General features: G+C 59.1%; 16 protein-coding genes. 14 read left to right on the top strand and 2 right to left on the bottom strand.

The window, feature by feature from the left end; translation table 11 throughout:
* The first annotated feature begins 70 nt into the window (after positions 1-70).
* The 14 genes from ACTQVX_RS03415 to larD all read left to right on the top strand — a co-directional run bounded on the left by ACTQVX_RS03415 (position 71) and on the right by larD (position 22026).
* The gene (locus ACTQVX_RS03415; protein WP_154517680.1) at positions 71-727 is read left to right on the top strand and encodes a YveK family protein; all 657 of its coding nucleotides are present in this window, start codon (positions 71-73) and stop codon (positions 725-727) included.
* Between the two features lie 3 nt (positions 728-730).
* Positions 731-1486 (top strand): CpsD/CapB family tyrosine-protein kinase, encoded by a 756-nt coding sequence (locus ACTQVX_RS03410; protein WP_441560199.1) that lies wholly within the window; start codon positions 731-733, stop codon positions 1484-1486.
* A 24-nt stretch (positions 1487-1510) separates the two neighbouring features.
* Positions 1511-2161 (top strand): tyrosine-protein phosphatase, encoded by a 651-nt coding sequence (locus ACTQVX_RS03405; protein WP_441560198.1) that lies wholly within the window; start codon positions 1511-1513, stop codon positions 2159-2161.
* A 39-nt stretch (positions 2162-2200) separates the two neighbouring features.
* Positions 2201-2701 carry a GNAT family N-acetyltransferase gene (locus ACTQVX_RS03400; protein WP_441560196.1) on the top strand — a complete coding sequence of 167 codons (501 nt, stop codon included), beginning with the start codon at positions 2201-2203 and terminating at the stop codon, positions 2699-2701.
* A 202-nt stretch (positions 2702-2903) separates the two neighbouring features.
* Positions 2904-4928, top strand: a complete 2025-nt coding sequence (htpG, locus tag ACTQVX_RS03395; RefSeq protein ID WP_441560194.1) for a molecular chaperone HtpG — start codon at positions 2904-2906, stop codon at positions 4926-4928.
* Between the two features lie 488 nt (positions 4929-5416).
* Positions 5417-8182, top strand: a complete 2766-nt coding sequence (locus ACTQVX_RS03390) for a YhgE/Pip family protein (RefSeq protein WP_441560192.1) — start codon at positions 5417-5419, stop codon at positions 8180-8182.
* Entirely contained in the window at positions 8183-10372 is a 2190-nt protein-coding gene (locus ACTQVX_RS03385) for a YhgE/Pip family protein (RefSeq protein WP_441042485.1), read from the top strand.
* A 207-nt stretch (positions 10373-10579) separates the two neighbouring features.
* The gene (locus ACTQVX_RS03380; RefSeq protein ID WP_441537419.1) at positions 10580-11563 is read left to right on the top strand and encodes a DMT family transporter; all 984 of its coding nucleotides are present in this window, start codon (positions 10580-10582) and stop codon (positions 11561-11563) included.
* Positions 11564-11679: 116 nt separating this feature from the next.
* Positions 11680-12978, top strand: a complete 1299-nt coding sequence (locus ACTQVX_RS03375; protein WP_441560191.1) for a M20 family metallopeptidase — start codon at positions 11680-11682, stop codon at positions 12976-12978.
* A gap of 3 nt (positions 12979-12981) precedes the next feature.
* Positions 12982-14286, top strand: a complete 1305-nt coding sequence (locus ACTQVX_RS03370; protein WP_441032221.1) for an MFS transporter — start codon at positions 12982-12984, stop codon at positions 14284-14286.
* Positions 14287-14593: 307 nt separating this feature from the next.
* On the top strand, positions 14594-15907 hold the full coding sequence (gene hisS / locus ACTQVX_RS03365; protein WP_154517690.1) for a histidine--tRNA ligase: 1314 nt from the start codon (positions 14594-14596) through the stop codon (positions 15905-15907).
* Positions 15908-16164: 257 nt separating this feature from the next.
* Complete coding sequence (locus ACTQVX_RS03360; protein WP_441560190.1) at positions 16165-18978, top strand: phosphoenolpyruvate carboxylase; 2814 nt, start codon at positions 16165-16167, stop codon at positions 18976-18978.
* A 989-nt stretch (positions 18979-19967) separates the two neighbouring features.
* Positions 19968-21245: a nickel-dependent lactate racemase gene (larA, locus tag ACTQVX_RS03355; protein ID WP_441547517.1), complete on the top strand. Its 1278-nt coding sequence runs from the start codon at positions 19968-19970 to the stop codon at positions 21243-21245.
* Between the two features lie 49 nt (positions 21246-21294).
* Positions 21295-22026, top strand: a complete 732-nt coding sequence (gene larD / locus ACTQVX_RS03350; RefSeq protein ID WP_441017382.1) for a D/L-lactic acid transporter LarD — start codon at positions 21295-21297, stop codon at positions 22024-22026.
* Positions 22027-22327: 301 nt separating this feature from the next.
* On the opposite strand, the gene ACTQVX_RS03345 is transcribed toward larD, so the two are convergent.
* Entirely contained in the window at positions 22328-22867 is a 540-nt protein-coding gene (locus tag ACTQVX_RS03345; protein ID WP_154517701.1) for a TetR/AcrR family transcriptional regulator, read from the bottom strand.
* A gap of 2 nt (positions 22868-22869) precedes the next feature.
* Positions 22870-23799: a LarC family nickel insertion protein gene (locus tag ACTQVX_RS03340; protein WP_441560188.1), complete on the bottom strand. Its 930-nt coding sequence runs from the start codon at positions 23797-23799 to the stop codon at positions 22870-22872.
* Positions 23800-23806 lie beyond the last annotated feature (7 nt).

Here is a 23806-nt window from a genome sequence, read left to right as displayed (position 1 = left end):
ATGGTAGAAATATGCGATATTATACGAGCAGTTTTGTCGATACGAACTAGGGAAATGAAAGGCGAACTGCATGACCCTTCTTGAACTGTTCCAGCTGCTTAAAAAGCACCTCAAGCTGGTCATTGCCCTTCCGGTGGTCTGCGCGATCGCCATGGGCGTCGTCTCCTTCATCATGATGGACAACACCTACACCGCCACGACGAGCATGTACATTCTCGCCAAGACCGATGGCGGCCAGACGAGCTACTACAACGATCTGTCTGCAAGCCAGATGCTCTCCAACGACATCGCCACGCTGCTCGATAGCGACAGCGTCAAGAGCGGTGCCGCCAAGGAGCTGGGCCTTTCCAGCCTGGCCGACTATAAGGTGAGTGTTACGAGCGAGACCACGACCCGCGTTATCTCGCTGTCTGTGACCGGTGCCAGTCCCGATGGCGCTGCCGCTGTCGCTAACGCCATGGCCAACTCGGTTTCCACCGTCGCCCAGGACGTCGACGCCGCCCAGGCCGTCAACGTCATCGACAAGGCAAAGGTCCCCACCCAGCCCAGCGGCCCCAACCGCAAGCTCTACATTGCAGTTGCCGCCCTGGCCGGCCTGTTTGTCGCTGTCGCGATTGTTGTGCTGCTCGACATGCTCAACACGCGTGTCCGTTCTGTCGATGACGCCGTCGAGCTGCTCGGCGTGCCCGTTATCGGCCGTTTCCCCGTTGTGAAGGGCGGTAAGTAATCCATGGCCCGTAAAAAGAAGTCCGGCGATACCCTCGCCTTTAACAACGCAGCCAAGACGCTGCTCGCCAACATTCGCTTTGCGAGTGTCGATACGCCCATCAAGTCCATTACGGTGACCTCCTCCATTCCCAACGAGGGCAAGTCCACCATCGCGATCAACCTGGCCAAGGCCATCGCAACCAGCGGCAAGAGCGTTCTCCTCGTTGAGTGCGACATGCGCCACCACACACTTGCCAATATGCTGGGCGTCCGTCATGCCGGCGGCCTGTACGCCGTGCTTTCCGATCAGATGTCGATCGATGAGGCCGTTGTCGACACCGGTCAGCCCAACCTCTTTTTCCTCGACGCCGAGCCGCGCATTCCCAATCCGGCAGACATCGTTGCCTCGCGCCGCTTTGCCAAGCTTGTCGCCGCGCTGGAGGAAAAGTACCGGTACGTCATCTTTGATACGCCGCCCGTGGGCACGTTTGTCGACGCTGCCGAAGTCGCCGCGATCACCGACGGCACCATCTATGTCGTCCGCCAGGACTTTGCCAAGCGCAATGAGATTCTCGCTGCTTTCGATCAGCTCAACAAGGCCGAGGTTAACGTAATTGGCACGGTCATGAACTGCTGTGAGACCTCGAGCCATGACTACTATTACTCTTACTATGGCGAGGACAAGGGCCAGAACAACGCTGTTGCCGGAGTTAACCCTGCTGTTGGCGGTGCCGCTGCAACGGGGACCCCTGCGAAGGCGAAGCGTTTTAAGAAATAGCAACGACGCAGATAAGAGGGCGATATGCGAGACATCCACTGCCATATCCTGCCCGGTGTTGACGACGGCGCGGCGAACCTCGAGCAAAGCTTGGCGATGCTCGAGGCGGCCCGCGCCGTCGGCGTTACGCACATGGTGTGTACACCACACTGCCGGGACCCGTATTTTGACTTCGAAAAAATGTGGGAGGCCTATCGACTGCTTTGCGCGCATGCGGGCGATATGCATTTGCAGATGGGCTTTGAGGTCAATCATGCCAAGCTCATGGATTTGGGCATCGAATGGGCCGATCGCCTGCATTTCGAGGACTCAAACGAGTTTTTGCTTGAGCTCTCGACGCGTGCTGATTCGTATGACTTTGAGGAATACGAGAACACGATCTACGACTTGCAGTGTCGCGGTTGCCAGGTGATTATTGCCCACCCTGAGCGCTACCGTGCCATTCAAAAGGACGTAAGCATTGCTAAGCGTCTGGTCGACATGGGCTGTAAGCTGCAGGCTTCTGCCGACTTTATTGCGGGTGGGCGCTTTGGTCGCGAGAAAAAGCCGGCGCAACGCCTGTTCGAGCAAAATCTGTACAGCTTTATCGCGAGTGACGCCCATAACGTGGGCCACTACGATTGCCTGGCAAAAGCGCGTGCGAAGTTTAGTGTGCGCGGGGCTCATTTTCGCTAAAATCTGTCCCTAACGTTCTTACTGAATGAAGGGGCCGCCTTGGATATCCAACTTAAGACAGGTTGCTTTGAGGACGCGGCGCTGGTGCGCCGCGCCGTTTTTATGGACGAACAAGGCTATGAAAACGAGTTTGAACAGATTGACGAGGACCCGGGCTGCATCCATGTGACGCTGTATGTGGATGGCCAACTCACCGGCTGCTCGCGCGTGTTTCCCGAGGAGCTGGAGCGCGCGGCAGATGCGGAGGCTCCGGTGCCACCGGCGTGCGACTTGGACGAAGGCGTCGCCGCGGGGGAGACCTACATTATGGGGCGCGTCGCCGTGCTGCCGGCTATGCGTCGTCGCGGGTTGGCAAGCGCGATCGTCGAGGCCAGCGATACATGCGCACGCGATGCCGGCGCTAAACTTATTAAGCTGCACGCGCAGGAATACGTGTTGCCGCTCTATGAAAAGGCTGGCTACACACAAATTGCCCCGGTTGACTACGAAGACGAGGGCCAGCCCCATGCCTGGATGGCCAAGCGCGTAGATGGCAGATAGGGACGTTCCTTTTCTGTCGACAGTTGGGGACACTCCTTGGCAATTGGCGCATCGGAGTGCTCGGACATACAGTTTTTCGATTCCGCATGTATATATGCGCGCTAATGGGTTATAAAATCTAAGTCTGAACATAGCAGGTCTGCGATACGGCTCGGGCAACCGGGCTGTTTTTGCGGACGGGGGTAGCGCGAAAGGACTGCACATGCGTCAATTTAAGACCGAGAGCAAAAAGTTGCTCGACCTCATGATCAACTCCATCTACACCAACAAGGAAATCTTCCTGCGCGAGCTTATCTCTAACGCGAGCGACGCCGTCGACAAGCTCAACTTTAAGAGCCTGCAGGATCCGAGCGTCAAGCTCGACCAGGGCGACCTGGCTATTCGCATCTCCTTTGATAAAGACGCCCGCACCATTACCATCTCGGATAACGGCATTGGCATGACCGCCGAGGAGCTCGAGCGCAACCTGGGCACCATCGCCCATTCCGGCTCCGAGGAGTTTAAGACCGAGAACGCCGAGCAGCAGGGTTCGGATGTCGACATCATCGGTCAGTTTGGCGTGGGCTTCTACTCGGCCTTTATGGTCGCCAGCCACGTGAAGGTGGTCAGCCGCGCTTATGGCGAGGATGTCGCCCATGTGTGGGAATCCGACGGTCTTGAGGGCTATACCATCGAGGACGGCGAGCGCGCCGAGCACGGCACCGATGTCATCCTGACGCTGCGCGAGAACGAGAAGCTCGACGCCGATGGCGAGGCCGAGACCTACGATCGCTTCCTGACCGAGTGGGGCCTCAAGAGCCTGATTCAGCAGTACAGCAACTATGTGCGCTACCCGATCCAAATGATGGTCTCCAAGAGCCGCCAGAAACCCAAGCCCGAGGACGCGCCGGAGGATTACAAGCCCGAGTACGAGGACTACCAGGAGCTCGAGACCGTTAACTCCATGACGCCGATCTGGAAGAAGCGCAGCTCCGATGTTGAGCAGAAGGACTATGACGAGTTCTACAAGTCTACGTTCCACGACTTTGACGATCCTGCGCGCACCATCAGCTTCCACGCCGAGGGTACGCTCGAGTACGACGCCCTGCTGTTTGTGCCGGGCCGCGCGCCGTTCGATTTGTACAGCAAGGACTACGAGAAGGGCCTGGCGCTCTACAGCTCCAACGTCCTGATCATGGAGAAGTGCGACGACCTGCTTCCCGACTACTATAACTTTGTCCGCGGCGTCGTGGATTCCGCCGACGTGTCGCTCAACATCTCGCGCGAGACGCTGCAGCAGAACCGTCAGCTCAAGGCCATCGCCAAGCGTGTGGAAAAGAAGATTACCGCCGACCTTGAGGATATGCGTGACAACGACCGCGAGGCCTACGAGAAGTTCTTTGAGAACTTTGGCCGTGGCCTTAAGTACGGCATCTATTCGAGCTATGGCATGAAGGCCGATGAGCTCGCCGACCTGCTGCTGTTCTGGTCTGCCAAGGAGCAGAAGATGATTACCCTGGCCGAGTATGCCAAGGGCATGCCCGAAGATCAGAAGGCCATCTACTACGCCGCCGGCGACTCGCGTGAGCGCTTGACCAAGATGCCCGTGGTAAAGGGTGTTCTCGACCGAGGCTATGACGTGCTGCTGCTGACGCAGGATGTAGATGAGTTCACGTTCCAGGCTATGCGTGAGTACGTTGCCGTCGATATGCCCAAGATCTACGAGGACGACGCTGCCCGCGAGGCTGCCGAGAAGGCCGTTGCCGACGGTGCCGAGCCCGAGGTCGAAGATCGTCACCTGGAGCTCAAGAATGTCGCTACCGGCGATCTTGACCTGGCGACCGAGGACGAGAAGAAGGAGGCCGAGGACGCCACTAAGGAGAACGAGGACCTCTTTAGCGCCATGAAGGAGGCACTCGGTGACAAGGTCGAGAAGGTCGCCGTCTCTGCGCGCCTGACCGATGCTCCCGCGTGCATCACCACCGAGGGTCCGCTTTCGCTCGAGATGGAGAAGGTGCTTCAGAAGGGTCCCGAGGGTGCGCCCGACGGTATGCCCAAGAGCCAACGCGTGCTCGAGCTCAACGCCAAGCACCCGGTCTTTGCCAAGCTCGTCGCTGCTCAGAAGGCAGGCGACGCCGACAAGATCAAGCAGTACTCCGGCCTGCTCTATGACCAGGCCCTGCTCGTCGAGGGTATTTTGCCCGAGGACCCCGTTGCCTTCGCGGCGGCTGTCTGCGAGCTTATGTAATTGGTTCCGCCGTTCTGCCGAACGGCGGAACGGCTCGACGCTGCCCTCAGTTCCGCCGTTCTAACGAACGGCGGACCGGTCGACGCTGCGCGGGCACCAGAGCGACAACTTGTCATTCAAAGAGGACGGCATGACCAGAAGGTCTATGCCGTCCTCTTTTCATGCCAATTTGTTCGCTCTGGTGCCCGCTCGCTGGCATTGCCAAAACATCGACGTTACCGTGGTCCAAACTAGTCATTGGGGACGTTCTTGTTTGACTGGTCGTTTAAGAACGTTCCTAACGACTAATCGGATTGCTAATTTGTGCGGGTTGTGGTTTTGTGACCTGCTGAAATTTAAGATACTGTACAACTGTACGTTAACTCATCTTCGTAGTATATTGCTACCCGCAAAACTCAATACCATTGTGCATTGAGACGTTAAAACGCCTTCGTACAATGGTTATCGATAGTACGATTCGATTCAACGACAGGATGGATGGTCCAAGCGTGAGTCTCGGCAGCAAACTATCCGATGCAAAGGTCTCCTTTGCGATATTTAAGCGCGACATTAAGCGACTGCTTGTGAATCCCGTCGCCCTGGTGGTTACCCTCGGCGTGTGCGTTATTCCCTCGCTGTATGCCTGGTACAACATCGTGGCAAACTGGGATCCGTACGGAAACACCCAGGGTATCAAGATTGCCATCGCCAACAACGATCAGGGCACCCAAAACGACTTGGTGGGCGAGCTCAACGCGGGCGATAAGGTCGTCGATCAGCTCAAGGAGAACGATCGGCTGGGCTGGACCTTCGTCGATTCGGCGGCCGATGCTAAAGAGGGCGTCGAGAGCGGTGAGTACTATGCGGCCATCGTAATCCCCAAGAACTTCTCGGATAACCTGGTTTCGATGCTCGACGGCAACTACCATCAGCCCAAGCTTACGTACTACGTCAATGAGAAGAAGAGCGCTATTGCGCCCAAGGTTACCGACACCGGTGCAAGCACCATCGAGGAGCAGATCAACTCGGAATTTGTCTCCACGGCGGGCGAGACTGTTGCCGGTATCGCCAAGGATGCCGGAGTCGATTTAAAGGACAAGGCAACCCAGACCCAGGATTCGCTGGCAAGTTCGGTGTCCGAAGCATCCGATACCTTGGGCGAGGTGCGTGGTTCGATTGGCGACATGAATGCCGCCATCGATAAGACGAGTGGTTCCATTGCCTCGGCAGATGCAGCACTTGCCGGTCTACAGGGTCAGGCGCCGTCGCTGACGCAGGCGATCTCCCAGGGCAACGACCTGCTGGGCGAGGCTCGCGCCACGGCGGGTAATTCCATCACCTCGCTCTCCAAAGCGCTCTCGGAAGGCAGCCTTGCGCTCACCAAGACGTCAGCCTCCGCGAACGCTGCGATTGGCAAGCTGACGGGCACGGTCGCATCTACGACCACCCGTATCGACAACTCGCTTGAGTCTCTCCAGGCGACGATCGACCACAATAAGGCCGTTATCGGGCACTTGGAAATTCTCGTTAATGACACGTCGACAGGTTCCGAGGAAATTGACGCGCGCATTGTATCGACCATCGATTTGCTCCGCGAGCAGAATGAAAAGCTTCAGAGCATCAAGGATAGTCTGTCTGCGCAGTCGAGCGCCATGGCGAATGACGCCGCGGCTGTCTCGGGTGCCAGCGACGCTATCAATAACGCAATCCAGACTGGTGCGACTAACCTTGGCCAGGCCCAGACGGACCTGGGTCAAAACGCGCTGCCGAAGGCCTCGAGCGCGCTTGATTCATTTGCCGCCGTCTCGGGTGATCTGACGGGAATCGTGTCTGGCCTCACGCCTGCTATTGCAAGTGCGCGCGGTACACTTTCGCAACTCAACGCTACGCTCGGTCAGGCCAAGACCACGCTGTCCCAGACCGATGCCTCGCTTGCCAAGGTCCAGGACAAGCTCGCAACCGCCGCCAACGACATTGCGGCGCTGCAGACCTCCGAGTCCATGGGCGAGCTGGCTGAACTGATGGGTGTCGACGTCAATGACGTGGCAGACTTTATGGCATCTCCCGTAGAGCTGACTTCCAAGTCATTTTTCCCGGTCAAGAGCTTTGGCTCGGGCATCGCTCCCTTCTATACCAATCTGGCGCTTTGGGTGGGCGGCTACGTGCTTATCGCTATCTACAAGCTCGAGGTCGACCGCGAAGGCATCGGCAGCTTTACCGCGCGTCAGGGCTACTTTGGCCGCTGGCTGCTACTGGTGATCCTGGGCGCGTTCCAGGCCATTATCGTTACGGTAGGCGATCTGGTGATTGGCGTGCAGTGCGTCAGCCCGCTGCTGTTCGTGCTGGGCGGCATCGCCATTTCGTTCACCTACGTCAATATCATCTATGCGCTGTCCACCACGTTTAAGCATATCGGCAAGGCGATCGGCGTCATCCTGGTCATTGTGCAGATTCCGGGCTCTTCGGGCATGTACCCCATCGAGATGATGCCCGGCTTCTTCCAGTGGTTGCATCCGCTGCTGCCCTTTACCTACGGCATCAATCTGCTGCGCGAGACGGTCGGCGGCATGTATTCGTTCAACTACCTGTTTAACCTGTGCATTCTGGGCGTGTTCTTGATCGTGGCGCTCTTTATCGGCCTGCAGCTGCGTCCGCTGCTGCTCAACCTTAACCTGCTCTTTGATAAACAGCTTTCCACGACCGGTATGATGATTTGCGAGTCCAACGACCTGCCGCGCCAGCGCTACTCGCTGCGCACGGCCATGCGTGTCATGCTCGATTCTGATTCGTACCGTCGCGAACTGCTCGACCATGCGGTGACCTTTGAGCACCGTTACCCCTACTACATCAAGGGCGGTTTTGCCGCCGTGGTGGGCGTTCAGGTCCTGCTCTTTGTCCTGTCGACGGTTCTCGATATCGACAATAACGGCAAGATCATCCTGCTTGTCATTTGGATCATCTCGGTTATTGCTATCTGCGGCTGGCTTATCAATATCGAATATATCCGCGCGAGCCTCAATACCCAGATGCGCATCTCGGCGCTTTCGGATGAGGACTTGCGTCGCGAGATGCGCGAACACACGGCCGCCATTCCTGCCGCCCGCCACATGTTTGGCCTCAACGCCAGCGAGCGTGGTGCCAAGGGCGGCGATCAGTCCGCGGGCCGCTTGCCGCATATAGGATCGCACCATAAATCTCAGGGCAGCGACAGCACAGCCACAAATGATGGAGATACCACCGCGCTTGGCAAGCACTCCAAAGGAGGTGAGGCATAAATGAAGAACATCCTGCATCTGTTTAAGCGCGATGTCCAAAACGTGTCTCGCTCCGTGATCGGCCTGATTGTCGTGATGGGCCTCATTATCGTGCCGTGTCTGTACGCGTGGTTTAACATCGCCGGCAGCTGGGATCCGTACGGCAACACCGGCAATCTTAAGATTGCCGTGGTCAACACCGACGAGGGCTACGAGAGCGATCTGATTCCCGTCGAGGTCAACGTGGGCGAAAACGTAACCGCCACCCTGCGCGGCAACGAGAACTTCGACTGGGTTGTCCTCAACGACCGCGATAAGGCGATCGAGGGCGTTAAGTCGGGCGCGTACTACGCTGCCGTCGTTATCCCTAAAACGTTTAGCGCCGACATGATGACGCTTTTCTCGACTGAGGTGAAGCACGCCGATATCGAGTTTTACGAGAACCAGAAGGCCAACGCCATCGCGCAGATCGTGACCGAGAAGGGTTCGAACGCCGTTCAAAGCCAGGTTAACGAAACTTTTACCGAGACCATTACGAGCATCGGTCTTAAGACGGTGTCCAGCCTGCTCGATTACATGAGCACCGACCAGGTCAGCAACTTTATCGCCAACCTGTCCTCGACGCTCGGCGATTCGGTCCAGGACCTGCAGGGCGTTCAGGCCAGCGCAACGTCGCTTGCGGGCATTTTGAGCTCCACGTCCGATTCGCTGACGTCGGCGAGCGGTATGCTCCAGCAGACGGGTACCGTCGATGAGTCGACCAAGCAGTTGATGGAACACGCCAAGAGCGGCATCAATGATTCCAAGGAAGCGCTCAAGGCCGCCAACGATGCCGTTGACGCGGCGATTGACGGAAGCGCGGGCTCGTTCGACAATGTGTCTGCCGAGCTCGCGAAGGCGTTCGACACCGCAAACCAGCATGTGGACCTTACGGTGTCCCAGCTCAACGATGCCGCGGCGGCGCTCAATACACGTGCCGACGATATCGACGCCACGGCCGACCAGCTCCGCGGCTTTGCCGAGCAGGTCAGTGACGAAAAGCTCCAGGAGAGCCTTAAGTCTGTAGCAACATCGCTGGGCAGGATCGCGGTGGAGTATCGCAACAACGCCAAGGACCTGACGGCAACTGCTAAGTCCCTTTCTGACAGCATGGCAGAGGTCAACAGCACGCGTGCCGAGGTCGATCAGGCCATCGCCGATGCCAAGGCCGGCATTGCGGGCGCCAAATCCGATTACGATTCCACGTTCTCGGTTAAGGCCAAGGAGCTCAAGAAGACCGTCTCGGGCATTCTAGACTCGCTCGATGGTATCTCGGGCGATTTGGATAGCGCCGTAGACGGCCTGACCGATGCATCCGGTTCGCTGGCAAAGGGCCTCTCCAAGGCTGCAAAGCTGGTCAACAAGGTTTCCGATCAGCTGGGCGAGGCGTCGGACAAGATCGGCGCGTTTAAGGACGAGCTCGACGGTGCCTTGATGTCGGATGATCTTGCGACGATTAAGACGATGATCGGCAACGATCCCGAGGGTTTGGCCGTGTCGCTTTCCGGCCCCGTCGCGCTCGACCGCAAGCCGGTCTATCCGATCCGCAACTACGGTTCGGCCATGGCGCCGTTCTATACGATTCTGTCGCTGTGGGTGGGTTCGATTGTGCTGGCAGCCATGATGAAGGTCTCGGTCGACGATGAGCTTATCAACGAGCTCATCCCCGTACGCCTGCACGAGATCTATTTGGGCCGCTACTTGTTCTTTGGCGGCTTGGCCTTGCTGCAGGCGACGCTCGTGTGCGCCGGCGATATCTTGTTCTTTGGAATCCAGTGCGACAACCCGCTGCAGTTTGTGTTGGCGGGCTGGATCGCGAGTCTCGTGTTCTCCAATATCGTCTACACGCTTACGGTTTCGTTTGGCGATATCGGCAAGGCGCTCGCTGTCGTGCTGTTGGTCATGCAGGTCGGTGGTTCGGGCGGTACATTCCCCATCGAGATGACCGGCCCCGTGTTCCAGGCGATCTATCCGTTCCTGCCGTTTACCCATGGCATCAATGCCATGCATGCTGCCATGGCTGGCGCCTACCATATGGAGTACTGGGTTGAGCTGGGTATTCTGGCGAGCTATCTGATTCCGTCGCTGGCCCTGGGTGTGGTCTTCCGCCGTCCGGTCATCAAAGCCAACGACTGGATTATCGAAAAGCTGGAGAGTACTAAATTAATCTAGCGCAACAATGTGAACGCTGATGTTGCCGGAGCATCGAGGCTTTTGTTTTCGATACTTTAGTGGGCTGAATTGCGTGGGCTGCTTGATTGTTGCTACAGTTGCGGGGCGTGCCGGGGGTCCGGCGCGTCCCGTTTTTATTTGACCATGAGGCGGCATGCGGTCGCGCGCGTGCGGACACCACGCCCAGACCGAGCGCGAGGATGCCCTATGGCCCATCATGCCGCTATTGAAATCGAAAATATGCCCGATAGCCCTGTAGCCCGCGAAGACCTGGGTGCCGGCGGTGCCTCTCGCGGTGCCGGTGCGCGCTCGCCGCTGTTCTGGAAGGTCTTGCTGCTTTCGATAGCGGTCATCTGGGGCTATTCCTTTACCACCATGAAGGACGCGCTCGATACCATTCCGGTGTTCGAGCTGCTCTACATTCGCTTTCTTCCGGCGTCGCTGGTCATGCTTGCCGTCTTCCACAAGCGCATTGTTGCCCATTTCAACGCTCGAAATCTGATTGTTGGACTTGGCATGGGCGCGCTCATGTGGGGTGCCTACGGTTTGCAGACGATTGGCCTGGCGCAGACCACGGCAGGCAAAAGCGCGTTTTTGACGGGCACGTACTGCATCTTGGTTCCGTTTGCGAGCTATGTCCTAAGCGGCGAAAAACTTACCCGTTACAACTTGGGCGCCGCGTTGCTGTGTCTGGCGGGCATTGGCTTGGTGGCGCTTGATAGCGTCGAGTTCAATGTCGGCGATGTTATTACGCTGGGCGGCGCGGTCTTCTTTGCCATCCAGATGGCGGTGGCCGCTAAGTACGGTCGCAAGATGGACATCAACGTCATCACGTTTTGGATGTTTGCGGGCAACGGTGTGCTGTGCCTGATTTCTTCGCTGCCGTTCGAGACCCAGGCGCCTTTATCCGTGTGGACGCCGAGCTTTATTGGCGTGATGGCATTTCTCTCGGTGGGCTGCACATGCGTGGGTTTGCTCATCCAAAACGTGGGCTTGGCGCATGTCCCGGCCTCGACGGGCTCACTACTGCTTTCGATGGAGTCGCCATCGGGCGTGCTGTTCTCGGTGCTGCTGATGGGGGAGGTGCTCACCTCGCGTTTGCTTGCCGGCTTTGCGCTCATCTTCCTGTCGATTATCTTGAGCGAGACGCACTTTGGCTTTTTGCGTAAAAAGCCGCGAGCGCGTTTGTAAACAATCTGTTGCGCCGTCCCTCTGGGGCGGCGTTTTTTATGCGTCGCCTTTAAAGTTATGCCTTGCACTTTAGAGTATGAAAGTGCTTGCTGCTAAAACTTTACTGGAGGGCATCTATGGCACCAGCTCTGTCCGATTTCCAACCACAACCAGCGCTTCAGACCTCAGCGGCGGCGCAAGCCGCCATTGGCGACGGTCTGGTCAAAGAGGCTCAGGCTTTTGCCGATGAGCTTGCCGCATGGCGTCACGATCTGCATCGGATGCCCGAACTCGGTAACGATCTCCCACAGACCTCTGCGTATATCCAAGCGCGCCTGAACGAGATGGACATCCCATTTTCCACGCTCGTCGATGGTTCCTGCGTTGTGGGCCTTGTCGGTGCCGGTGCCGCCGCGGCCCAGGGCAATGGCGTCTGCACGGACGAACAGGCCGGTACGGTCGTTATGCTGCGCGGCGACATGGATGCCCTGCCCGTTGTCGAGGAATCCGGCGAGCTCTTTGCATCTACCAATGGCTGCATGCATGCTTGCGGTCATGATATGCACGCGACGGCGCTGCTTGGTGCGGCGCGCCTGCTCAAGGCTCGCGAGGCCGTGCTTGTCGACGCCAATGCCACCGTCAAGCTGTTGTTCCAGCCGGGCGAGGAGACCTTTGAGGGGGCACGCGCTGCCATCGCCGACGGCTTGCTCGAGAACCCGCGTCCTCAGGCGGCTTTTGCCATGCATGTCAACAGCCAGTCGCCGCTTGGCCTGGTGCTCTACGGCAGCCCGGCGCTTTCGGGCGTGTACGGTTTCCGCATCACGCTGCAGGGCAAGGGCGGCCACGGTTCGAGTCCCGAGATCTGCATCGACCCCATCACGGCAGGCGTGCATGTGCACCTGGCGCTCCAGGAGCTTATCGCTCGCGAGGTGCCGGCGGCCAAGGAGGTCGCGCTCACCGTGGGTAAGTTTGCCGGTGGCCAAGCGGCCAATGTGATTCCCGACACCTGCGTGCTCGAGGGAACATTGCGCGGCTTTGACGTTGAGCTCATGGAGCACCTCAAGACCCGCATCGCGGAGGTCGTCAAAGGCGTTGCCACGACTTATCGTACGCCGGCGACTATCGAGACGCTCTCGGATGTTCCCCCGCTCGTGCTCGATGACGATATGACCCAGGCTTCGCTTGGCTATGTGGGTGCGACGTTGCCCAAGGCCGCCTTCCTGCCTCTGTTCCATGCCATGGCGAGCGAGGACTTTGCGCTTATCTCGAGCGAGATACCGAGCGCGTACTTTACGTTCGGTGCGGCTGTGACCGATACGGACGAGCACTTTGCCCAGCACCATCCCAAGGCACGCTTTAGCGATGCCGAGTTGCCGCTCGGCGCCGCGGCTTATGCGGCGGTCGCCCTGGGCTATATCGCCGACCACAAGGAGTAATCCATGTCCCAGCAGCATAAATTCTTCCCCGGTTGGCTCGTCGTGGCCTCCGGCTTTGTCATCATGGCCACGTGTTACACGATTTTCGTTAACTGCATGAGCCTGTTTCAGCCGCTTATCGTGAGCGACTTGGGCATTTCCCTTGCTCAGTACAACATCTCCAACGCCATCTCAACCGTGGTGAGCGTTGTCGGCTCGCTTGTCATTGGCCATGTTGCCGACAAAGTGAGCGGTCGCATCTTGGGTTCCCTTACCGTTATCGCCACCTCTGCCGTTCTTGCCGGGATGAGCTTTGTCGGTGAGCTGTGGCAGGTCTACGTGCTCTTTGCCGTCTCGGGCTGCTTTGCCGTCGCCTCGACCCGCCTGCTCATTAGCCTTGTGACCGCCAACTGGTTTACGGCCAAGCGAGGTCTTGCGATCTCCATAGCACTTTCGGGCTCGGGCTTTGGAGGCGCTGTTCTGTCTCCCACCGTGAGCTCGCTTATCGTGAGCGTTGGCTGGCGTTCCGCCTTCCTGGTGCTCGCGGCTATCTGCATGGTGGCGGCGTTGCCCATCACGGCCTATTCCTTCCGCACCAAGCCTTCTGAGATAGGCCTTAAGCCGCTCGGCGAGAACCCGGGCGATCCGTCCGTCTCGACAGCTGGCGACAAGGACGAGCACACGGCTCCCGAGGTTAACGTCGGTTGGTCTCGTATCAAGAAGAGCCCGGCGTTTTGGCTGCTTGTCGTCGCCTTTCTCTTTATGGGCCTCGTTAACGGTGCCATCTTGCCCAACCAGATCACCAACATGACGAGCGTTACCGTCAACGGCGCCAAGATTGTCACGGGCGGTCACGATCCCGTGTGGGCGGGCACTGTGCTTTCGGCCTATATGGTCACCGTCGTTATCGCCAAGATTTCGCTCGGCGTCATTTACGATCGCTTTGGCCTACGTTTTGGCAACGTGTTGGGATCCGTTGCGTGCATTATCGCCTGCGTCGCCCTGTGCTTCCCCGCGACCGATCTTGGTCCCATCGTGGCTGCCGTGAGCTTTGGTGTCGGAACGTGCATGGGCACCATCACGCCCACTATCGCCGCGTCCAAGCAGTTTGGCATGGCCGATCTGGGCAAGGTCACGGGCACCATTACCTCGCTCGAGATGGTCGGCGGCACCGTGGGTGCCATTGTCTCGGGCGTGCTGTTCGATGCCACGGGCTCCTTTGCGAGCACCTGGATCGTGTGCCTGGTGTGTTCTGTGGTCATGCTCGTATTCCTGCTGGCATCCGAGCCCATCGCCGCTAAGCTGCGTGCGAGCGTGGCGGGGGAGTAGACGTCCGTCGCTCTTTTCTGTTCGCCCCGTGTTCTGTCCGTGGTCGCCTTGGAAGCCGAATGGATGCTCGTACCATCATTCGGTTTCCAAGGCGGCCACGGGCATGCAAAATGATCCGTTTTCCTCTGTCCCCAACAGATCGTGTGATTCGAAGGGGGCGGAGGAAAGCGGATCGGCTGCAGCGGCGGCACGTCTGGCCGAACGAGCTCCCATACCCTCGTTCGGTCAGACGCGTCGCCGCGTTTTGTTTTTGTGCCGTATAATGACCACTACCTATGACGCGATACTAAAAGAAAGGTGTTTGCCCATGCAGGCACAGAAGGCGGAGGGAACCCGCGACCTTATCGGCGCCGAGATGCGCGCCTGGCAAAAGATGCAGCGGATTGCTGCCGGCGTGTTCGAGCCGTTTGGCTTTAAGCCCATCGAGACGCCCGCGATCGAGCAGGTGGACGTGTTTGTCCACGGCATCGGCCAGTCGACCGATGTCGTGCGCAAGGAGATGTTCCGCGTGTTTAGCGGCGCCAACCTGGAACGTGTCTTTACCGAGGGCACCGATGCCAAGCTCAAGCCCAAACAGCGCTTGGCGCTTCGTCCCGAGGGCACTGCCGGCGTGGTGCGCGCCGTCGTGGAGAACAACCTGGTGCCCCAGGGCTCCACGCCGTTTAAGGCCTACTATGCCGAGGCCATGTTCCGCGGCGAGCGCCCCCAGAAGGGCCGCCTGCGTCAGTTCCATCAGGTGGGCATCGAGTGGCTCGGTGCTCCCGATCCGGCTGCGGACGCCGAGTGCATCATTATGCTCATGGAGTTCTACAAGCGTCTGGGCTTCGATCTTTCCAAGCTCCGTCTGCTCATTAACTCGATGGGTGATGCCCAGTGCCGTCCGGCCTATCGCGAGCAGGTCAAGCAGTTCATTCTCGATCACGCCGACGAGATGTGCGATGAGTGCCGCGAGCGCGCCGAGCTCAACCCGCTGCGCGCCTTCGACTGCAAGAACGACCATTGCCGCGAGATCATGGCCGAGGCCCCGCTGATGGGCGACAACCTGTGCGACGAGTGCCGCGAGCATTACGAGCAGGTCAAGCGCTATCTGGATGCCGCCGGCATCGAGTATGTCGAGGATCCCACCCTGGTGCGCGGCCTGGACTACTACACCCGTACCGTCTTTGAGGTCGAGGCCCCTGGCGCCGGCGTCGGCTCCATCGGTGGCGGCGGCCGCTACGACGGCCTGGTCGAGCTCGAGGGCGGCAAGCCCACGGCCGGTGTCGGCTTCGCCGTCGGTTTTGAGCGCGCCCTGCTGGCCCTGCAGGCCTTTGGCAGCGACCTGGGTGCCGATGAGGCTCCGTGTGTCTACGTTGCCAACGCCGGCAAGGAACTGCGTCAGAACGTTTTTGCCATTACGCAGAAGCTTCGCGCCGCAGGCATCGTGACCGAGGCAGACTATCAGGGTCGTTCGCTCAAGGCTCAGTTTAAGCAGGCCGACAAGGTGGGCGCCAAGCTCATTTTGGTCTTGGGCGGCGACGAGCTTGCCGCCGGCAAGGTCAAGGTGCGCGACATGCAGAGCCATGACGAGGTACTGGTCGATTTGTCCAACGTGGTCGAGGCGGTTCGCGAGCGCCTGTAGCGCATCATTTTGAGCTGCGGGTCCGCTAACGCGTCCCGCTCGCGGCGAACGATTGTTACGGGGGTGTTTCGCTTTTATGCGGAATGTCCCCGTTTGCATATGCCGCCCACCGAGAAATACGACCATTTGGGGCAAAAAGCCTTGCAATGCAGAAAATACTTTTGTGTGGTAAAGCGCAATCAGTGTCGAAAGTATTTCTCAAGTGCCTATAATGAATACCGCATGTTACGTGCATAGAAGGAGGAATGGGAGGAAACGTGGCTGAGAACCTAAGCAACCAGTCTGTACCCGAAGCCGCGGCGCGCGTCGCTGCCGTGGTCAACCGCCTCGTTAACCGAATCGGCTCGAATGCCGAGTCCAGGGAGCGTCTCGCCGAGATTGAGATTCCCGAGGAGCTGCGCGACAACCTTGCGCTGTTCCTGCGCCTGGAGCGCCGTGTGCTTAGCGAGTATGATCCCGAGATCGCGGACCTGTTCGACAAGATTCTGTCGGCCGAGATCGTGGCCAATGCCGGCAACCCCGGTAGCCGTGCCGCCGACGAGGCCGTCGACGAGCAGGGCGTGCCCACCGCCGACGAGCCCACTGCTGTGGCGTTTCGCGAGGTCGTCGATTTGATCGACAGCCTACCGCTCGATAAGCAGCAGGTTATCGTCCGCGCCTTTACGAGCTTCTTCCATCTGGCAAACCTGTCGGAGGAGAACTACCGTGTGAAGCAGCTGCGCGAGCGTGAGGCCGGCGCATCGACCGATACCGAGGTCGATCCCGCCAACGAACTCACCGTCGCCTATCACCAGCTGGTGGATGAGATGGGTGTCAAGGGCGCCAACGAGCTGCTCGGTAAGCTTGAGTTCCATCCCGTCTTTACCGCGCATCCCACCGAGGCCCGTCGCAAGGCCGTCGAGGGCAAGATTCGCCGTATCTCTAACCTGCTGGAGGAGCGTCCGCGTCTGGGCGGCTCCGACCTGGTGGAGAACGAGCGCCATATGCTGCAGGAGATCGACGCCCTGGTGCGTACGAGCCCCATCGCGCTCAAGAAGCCCACGCCGGTCGAGGAAGCCGATACCATCATCGACATCTTCGATAACACGCTGTTCGACGTCATCCCCGTCATCTATCGTCGCTTTGACGACTGGGTGCTGGGTGACAAGGCCGGTACCGTGCCGCCGCTGTGCCCGGCGTTCTTCCATCCCGGCAGCTGGATCGGTTCCGACCGCGACGGTAACCCCAACGTTACCGCCAAGGTGAGCCGTGAGGTCGCCGCCAAGTACTTCACCCACATGGTGCTCAAGCTCGAGGACAAGTGCCGCCGCATCGGCCGCAACCTCACGCTCGAGGCCACCTACAGCAAGCCGTCTGCCGAGCTCATCAACCTGTGGAACCATCAGGTCGAGATGAGTGCGCATTACACGGCCCGCGCCGAGCTTATCTCCGAGCACGAGCCGCATCGCGCCGTCATGCTCGTCATGGCCGACCGTCTGAACGCCACCGTACGCCGTATCACCGACACCATGTATCACAGCGCCGACGAGTTCTTGGATGACCTGCGCGTCGTTCAGCGTTCGCTGGCTGCCTGCGGTGCCGTCCGTGCCGCCTACGGCCCGGTGCAGACCATCATCTGGCAGGTCGAGTCCTTCGGCTTCCATATGGTCGAGATGGAGTTCCGTCAGCACTCCGTGGTGCATGCCCGCGCCCTCAAGGACATCCACGAAAACGGTATCCATGGCGACCTGCAGCCCATGACGCGCGAGGTCATCGACACCTTCCGCGCTATCGGCTCCATCCAAAAGCGCTACGATAAGAAGATGGCACACCGCTACATCATCTCGTTTACCAAGAGTGCCCAGCATGTGGCCGACGTCTTTGAGCTGGCCCACCTGTCCTTCGCACACGAGGAGGACGTTCCCGAGCTCGACGTGATCCCGCTGTTCGAGCAGCTCGAGGACCTCGAGGGCTGTGTTGACGTGCTCGACCAGATGCTTACGCTGCCCGTGGTGCAGAAGCGTCTTGCCCAGACCAACCGCCGCATGGAGGTTATGCTGGGCTACTCCGACTCCTCCAAGGATGCCGGTCCTACCACGGCCATGCTTGCGCTGCACTCCGCGCAGGAGCGCATCGCCAAGTGGGCCGAGAAGAACGATATCGACCTGGTGCTCATGCACGGTCGCGGCGGCGCCGTGGGCCGTGGTGGCGGCCCGGCCAACAAGGCCGTACTGGCGCAGCCCAAGGGTTCGGTCAACTGCTTCTTTAAGCTCACCGAGCAGGGTGAGGTCATCTTTGCCCGTTACGGCAACCGCACGCTGGCTCAGCGCCATGTTGAGTCCGTTGCCGCCGCAACGCTTTTGCAGTCGGCCCCGAGCGTCGAGAAGACCAACACCGAGACCACGCAGAAGTTCTGGGATATGGCCGAGAAACTCAACGCCGCAAGCCACGAGCGCTATCTGGACCTGCTGAACACCGAGGACTTTGCACCGTGGTTCTCGACTGTGACGCCGCTGACCGAGGTCGGTCTGCTGCCGATCGGCTCGCGTCCCGCCAAGCGCGGCTTGGGTGCCAAGTCGCTCGACGACCTGCGTACCATTCCGTGGATTTTCAGCTGGAGCCAGGCACGCATTAACCTGGCCGCTTGGTACGGCCTGGGCACCGCCTGCGAGCAGCTGGGCGATCTTGACCAGCTCAAGGCTGCCTACCAGGAGTGGCCGTTCTTCCGCACCTTTATCGATAACATCGAGATGTCGATTGCTAAGACCGATCAGCGCATTGCCAAGATGTATCTGCATCTGGGCGACCGCGATGATCTGTCCAAGAAGGTCTTTACCGAGATGCAGCTCACCCGTAAGTGGGTCCTTGCCATCGTCGGTGACGAGTGGCCGCTGCAGCGTCGTCGCGTGCTCGGCTGTGCCGTTCGCGTGCGTAACCCCTACGTCGACGCCCTGTCCATCGCCCAGGTCCGCGCCCTCCGCGAGGTGCGTATGAACCAGGACGAGATGGCCGAGGAGAAGAAGGCCGAGTACATGAGCCTGATTCTTTCGACTGTGACCGGCGTCTCGGCAGGTCTGCAGAACACGGGGTAATCGATAGCCCTGCAGTCGTCCGGGCCCTCCATCAGTTTACTTTTAGGCACGTCCTCGGACATGCAAGAAGCCCTCGCTGCGCACTTCGTGCGGCGAGGGCTTCTTGCGTCCTGCGGAGTGTGCCTAAAAGTAAACTGATGGCGGGCCCTGCGATGTCCGGTCTTCGGCGGATTACTGCTGGGGGAATAATGGCGCGCTTCGCGCGTTTGGAAAGGGCTTCGTGCTGCGGAATGCATTCAGAGGGAAGCCCGTCGGGCCCCTTCGTCCTCGGTCCTCTGGAATTAAAGCTGAGGAGAAGAATGGCGCGCTTCGCGCAAAGCGTGGAGTGCGGCGAGGGCTTCTTGCGTCCTGCGGAGTGTGCCTAAAAGTAAACTTATGGCGGGCCTTGCGATGTCCAGCTTCGGCGGAAGGCCGCTGGGTGAGGGTGGTGCCTGGGGCGACGTGCAAAAAACGGAGTTTTCAGCAGCCAAAGATCGATGCATAAGGCCATAGCCGGCCCTCGCTGCCTTTGTTGATGATTTTGCAAGACAATTGGGCCTTGGCGATGCTCATATACGGCTGGTTTCTCGCCGCATGTTATCCAGATGGGACGAGTCATGAGGACGATCTACCTTTTGAAAGACTTTTGACACGAAAATCTTATCTTGCGATGCTGAATACTCGCAAAAATGCACGCTCCGGAGGGGGCTACCATGTTGCGGTTCGAAACCCAATGCGTCATTCTATGCAGTATATTGACCTATTTATGCAAGATAGCTTACACGCGCATGCCACAGGATTGATGTTTGCCTCGGCGCTGCGTAAGCCACCCTGCCTATAGCTTCTTTGACAGGAGGCCGCGGTCCCTCTTGGGGTCGCGGCCGTTTTGTTGTGGGTTAAATATGAACGTTGTGTTAACGACTCGGTGGACGGTGGCGTTTTTCGGTGAGCGGCGTATCCTTCCAACGGTTTATCTAGTGTGTCAGTTGAAAGGAAGAGGGCGCTCGTCATTGTTTGAATGTGAACTGCCGTTTGACCACAAGACATTGCATCTGGAGCTCGAGGATAAGAACTTCGCGGGTGTGATGGAAGGTCACCAAAACGAGTTTAAGACTGCAAAATCGCAGGAAAAGCTGGTAGAGGATTCGCTTGCCAACCCTTATGGATCGCCTTCGCTCGAGGAGCTTTGCGCTGGCAAGAAGGATATTGTCATCATTAGCTCTGACCATACGCGCCCCGTTCCCTCGCGTGTGACGATGCCTATTCTGCTGCATCACATCCACTCCGCTGCGCCTGAGGCGCGCGTTCGCATTCTGGTTGCTACGGGTATGCATCGTCCGTCGACGCACGAGGAACTCGTCAACAAGTATGGCGAGGAGATCGTTGCCAACGAGGAAATTGTCATGCACGTCGCGACCGACGACAGCATGATGGAAAAGATCGGCACCCTGCCTTCTGGTGGCGAGTGCATCATCAACAAGATTGCCGCCGATTGCGATCTACTGCTTGCCGAGGGCTTTATTGAGCCGCATTTCTTTGCCGGTTTTTCTGGCAGCCGCAAGTCCGTGCTGCCCGGCATCGCCAGCTACAAGACCATCATGTACAACCACAACGGCCAGTTTGTGAACGATTCCCATTCGCGCGCCGGCAACCTGTGCCACAACCACGTGAGCGAGGACATGTTTGCCGCTGCCGAGATGGCTCACCTTGCCTTTGTGCTCAACGTGGTACTCAACGGCAAGCACGAGGTCATCGGCTCCTTTGCCGGCGACATTCACAAGGCGCACGAGGCCGGCTGCGAGTTTGTGAAGAGCCTTGCCGGCGTTGAGCCCGTCGAGTGCGAGATTGCCATCACCACCAACGGTGGCTATCCGCTCGATCAGAACGTCTATCAGGCCGTGAAGGGCATGTGCGCTGCCGAGGCCACACTTCCCGAGGGCGGCGTGATCATCGATGTCGCCGGTTGCGCCGATGGTCACGGAGGCGAGGGCTTCTATCACAACATCGCCGACAACGATCCGGCAGAGTTTGAGCGCGCCTGCATCGACCGTCCTAAGGACGAGACCCTGCCCGACCAGTGGACGAGCCAGATCTTTGCCCGCATCCTGGCGCATCACCCTGTGATCATGGTCACCGACCTGTGCGATCACCAGATGCTCAAGGATATGCATATGACGCCGGTCAACACCCTCGAGGAGGCGCTCAAGCTCGCCTTTGAAATGAAGGGTGCCGATGCCAAGGTAGCCGTCATTCCCGATGGCCTGGGCGTTGTCGTCGCTCAGCACTAGCGCGCGGCCTAAACGAATCGTTTGTTACCGACAAGAAAGATAAGGTTTTATGCTTACCAAGCTCCTCTGCGAATTCGGCGCAACGGCCCTCATGATCATCTTTGGCGTGGGCGTACACTGCGATACCGTGCTTAAGGGCACCAAGTATCAGGGCTCCGGCCACATGTTTGCCATCACCACCTGGTCTTTTGGCATCTCGGTCTGCCTGTTTGTCTTTGGCGGCGCCGTGTGCATGAACCCGGCTATGGTGCTTGCCCAGTGCATCGTCGGTCTGGTGCCGTGGAGCAGCTGCATCCCCTTCATGATTGCCGATATGCTCGGCGGCTTTGTGGGCGCCGTAATCGCTTGGTTTATGTATACCGACGAGTTCAAGGCTTCCGAGGGCGTCGTCGACCCCATTGCCCAGCGCAACATCTTCTCGACCAACCCCACCACCGAGGGCACGAACTATGCCCGCAACTTCTTCTGTGAGGCTATCTGCACCTTTGTGTTCATCAGCGCCATCCTTGCTGCCGCTAGCCGCGCCGGCGAGAACGTTCTGATGCTCGCTATCTGCGTCGGCCTGATCGTTTGGGCCGTTGGCATGGGCATGGGTGGCATCACCGGCTTCGCCATGAACCAGGCACGCGACCTTGGTCCTCGCATGGCCTATCAGGTGCTGCCGATCAAGAACAAGGCTGACAACAACTGGAAGTACGGCCTGCTCGTTCCTGGCATCGCGCCGTTTATCGGTGCCGCTCTGGCCGCGCTGTTTGTGCACGGTTTCTTGGGCATGTTCTAGTCCAAGGCCACATTGTTGTCCGCTGGCCGCATGGGGTAACTTCCCAGCGCGTCCTCGGACATGAAAGAACCCCCGCTGCGCACTTCGTGCGGCGGGGGTTCTTTCGTCCTGCGGAATGCGCTGGGAAGTTACCCCATGCGGCCAGCTGCGGGGTCTTTGTTGCGTTCGTACAAGCAACCCAACATATTTCTGAATTTGGATGGGAGGGGCTTGTTGCTGTTGGGGGCGTTGAAGTGCGAGTGACACGTTGGGATGCGCGGGCGCCTTGGGTTGGGGCAATGCTCTGGGATGAGCCTCTTACTTAGGTGAAGAGGGGTTTTATGGCTGAGAGGTAGTCTTTGGCTACGTCGGCCTTGTCGGCTTGGAAGTTGTGCCAGGCCCACCATTGGACGGTGGCTACGAAGCTTGAGGCTATGTGGTGGAGGAGGAAGTTGCGATCCATGGTGCTGGCGGGGCCTGCGGGGTCGACAGGGACGGTTTCGGCTGCGCGCGACATGATGGTCTTGCGGAGACAGTCGGCGAAGACGCGCGAGCCGGCGCCGGCTACGAGGGCGCGTACGCCCTGACGACGATCCCAGAGGTTGTTGAGGATATGCTCGACCTGTACGAGCGGGTCATTGAGGGGTGTACCGTCATCGTCGAGGGCATGGGTGCAGATATCGCACACGAACTCAGCGAGCAGGTCATCTTTGCTCTTGAAGAGGCCGTAGAACGTTGCCCGACCCACATGGGCGCGAGCGATGATGTCGCCGACGGTAATCTTGCCGTAGTCCTCTTCGCGCAGGAGCTCGGAGAACGCTGCAACGATGGCAGCGCGGCTTTTTGCCTTGCGGGCATCCATGGCTATGCGTCCGCGTGAACGAGCAGACAGCGGAGCGTGCCGGAGCAACCCTCGTAGGGGCGTTTGCCGGCGCCGTAGCCGACGGCTTCGATGTGGTAGCGTGAGGGCAGTTGGTCGGACGTGCGCAGCGCGGTGACGATGGCGGCGCCCGTTGGCGTCACGAGCTCGCCGGCGACCGGTGCAGGCGTGAGGGCGATATTGCCTGCCTGGCACAGGTTGACGACAGCGGGGACGGGAATGGGCATGAGGCCGTGGGCGCAGCGGATGGTTCCGTGGCCCTCGGAGAGCGACTCGACCACAACATCCTCAATGCCCAGGTCGTCGAGGCAGATGGCGACAGAGCAGACGTCGACGATGGAGTCGATGGCGCCCACCTCGTGAAACAGGACGGTGTCGGGCGTTTTGCCGTGAGCTTTGGCCTCGGCAGCAGCGAGTGCGGTAAAGATGGCGAGGGCACGACGCTTGGCGCCATCGCTTAGCTGTGAGCCGTCGATGATGGCGGTGACGTCCGCCAAAGAACGGTGGTGATGGTGGTGGGCGTGATGGTGATCCTCGTGGCAATGACCGTGGCCCTCATGGTCATGCTCGTGCGTATGCTCGTGGCAGTGTTCGTGTTCATGTCCGCCATGGTCATGATGGTGGTGCTCATGCTCGTGCGTGTGCTCGGCAGCTGCTTCGTTGCCAAAGAGCCAGGCCATATCGTGATCATGGTTCTCGAGCTCCTCTGCCAACTGAACGTCAAAGTCGCAGGCGTCGATGCCATGCTTGTTTGCACGCGTGACAGCGATCGTAAAGCCGTCGACCGGCAGCGTGGCGAGCTGTTCGCGCAGGTGCTCCTCGCTGGCGCCCAGATCGAGCAGGGCCGCGACGGTCATATCGCCGCTGATGCCCGAGGTGCCGTCGATGATAAGCGTATGCTGATGGTTGGACATGGAATGC

The organism is Collinsella sp. LCP19S3_A6 (assembly GCF_052122015.1).
In the GTDB taxonomy this organism is placed as follows: domain Bacteria; phylum Actinomycetota; class Coriobacteriia; order Coriobacteriales; family Coriobacteriaceae; genus Collinsella.
This window is presented reverse-complemented; position numbering and strand designations above follow the sequence as displayed.

Bases quoted from the DNA above. Each gene is read 5' to 3' on its own strand.
- ACTQVX_RS03380 (WP_441537419.1), top strand. From the start codon at position 10,580: ATGGCCCATCATGCCGCTATTGAAATCGAAAATATGCCCGATAGCCCT.
- ACTQVX_RS03385 (WP_441042485.1), top strand. From the start codon at position 8,183: ATGAAGAACATCCTGCATCTGTTTAAGCGCGATGTCCAAAACGTGTCT.
- ACTQVX_RS03375 (WP_441560191.1), top strand. From the start codon at position 11,680: ATGGCACCAGCTCTGTCCGATTTCCAACCACAACCAGCGCTTCAGACC.
- larD (WP_441017382.1), top strand. From the start codon at position 21,295: ATGCTTACCAAGCTCCTCTGCGAATTCGGCGCAACGGCCCTCATGATC.
- htpG (WP_441560194.1), top strand. From the start codon at position 2,904: ATGCGTCAATTTAAGACCGAGAGCAAAAAGTTGCTCGACCTCATGATC.
- ACTQVX_RS03340 (WP_441560188.1), bottom strand. From the start codon at position 23,799: ATGTCCAACCATCAGCATACGCTTATCATCGACGGCACCTCGGGCATC.
- hisS (WP_154517690.1), top strand. From the start codon at position 14,594: ATGCAGGCACAGAAGGCGGAGGGAACCCGCGACCTTATCGGCGCCGAG.
- ACTQVX_RS03345 (WP_154517701.1), bottom strand. From the start codon at position 22,867: ATGGATGCCCGCAAGGCAAAAAGCCGCGCTGCCATCGTTGCAGCGTTC.
- ACTQVX_RS03410 (WP_441560199.1), top strand. From the start codon at position 731: ATGGCCCGTAAAAAGAAGTCCGGCGATACCCTCGCCTTTAACAACGCA.
- ACTQVX_RS03405 (WP_441560198.1), top strand. From the start codon at position 1,511: ATGCGAGACATCCACTGCCATATCCTGCCCGGTGTTGACGACGGCGCG.
- ACTQVX_RS03370 (WP_441032221.1), top strand. From the start codon at position 12,982: ATGTCCCAGCAGCATAAATTCTTCCCCGGTTGGCTCGTCGTGGCCTCC.
- ACTQVX_RS03415 (WP_154517680.1), top strand. From the start codon at position 71: ATGACCCTTCTTGAACTGTTCCAGCTGCTTAAAAAGCACCTCAAGCTG.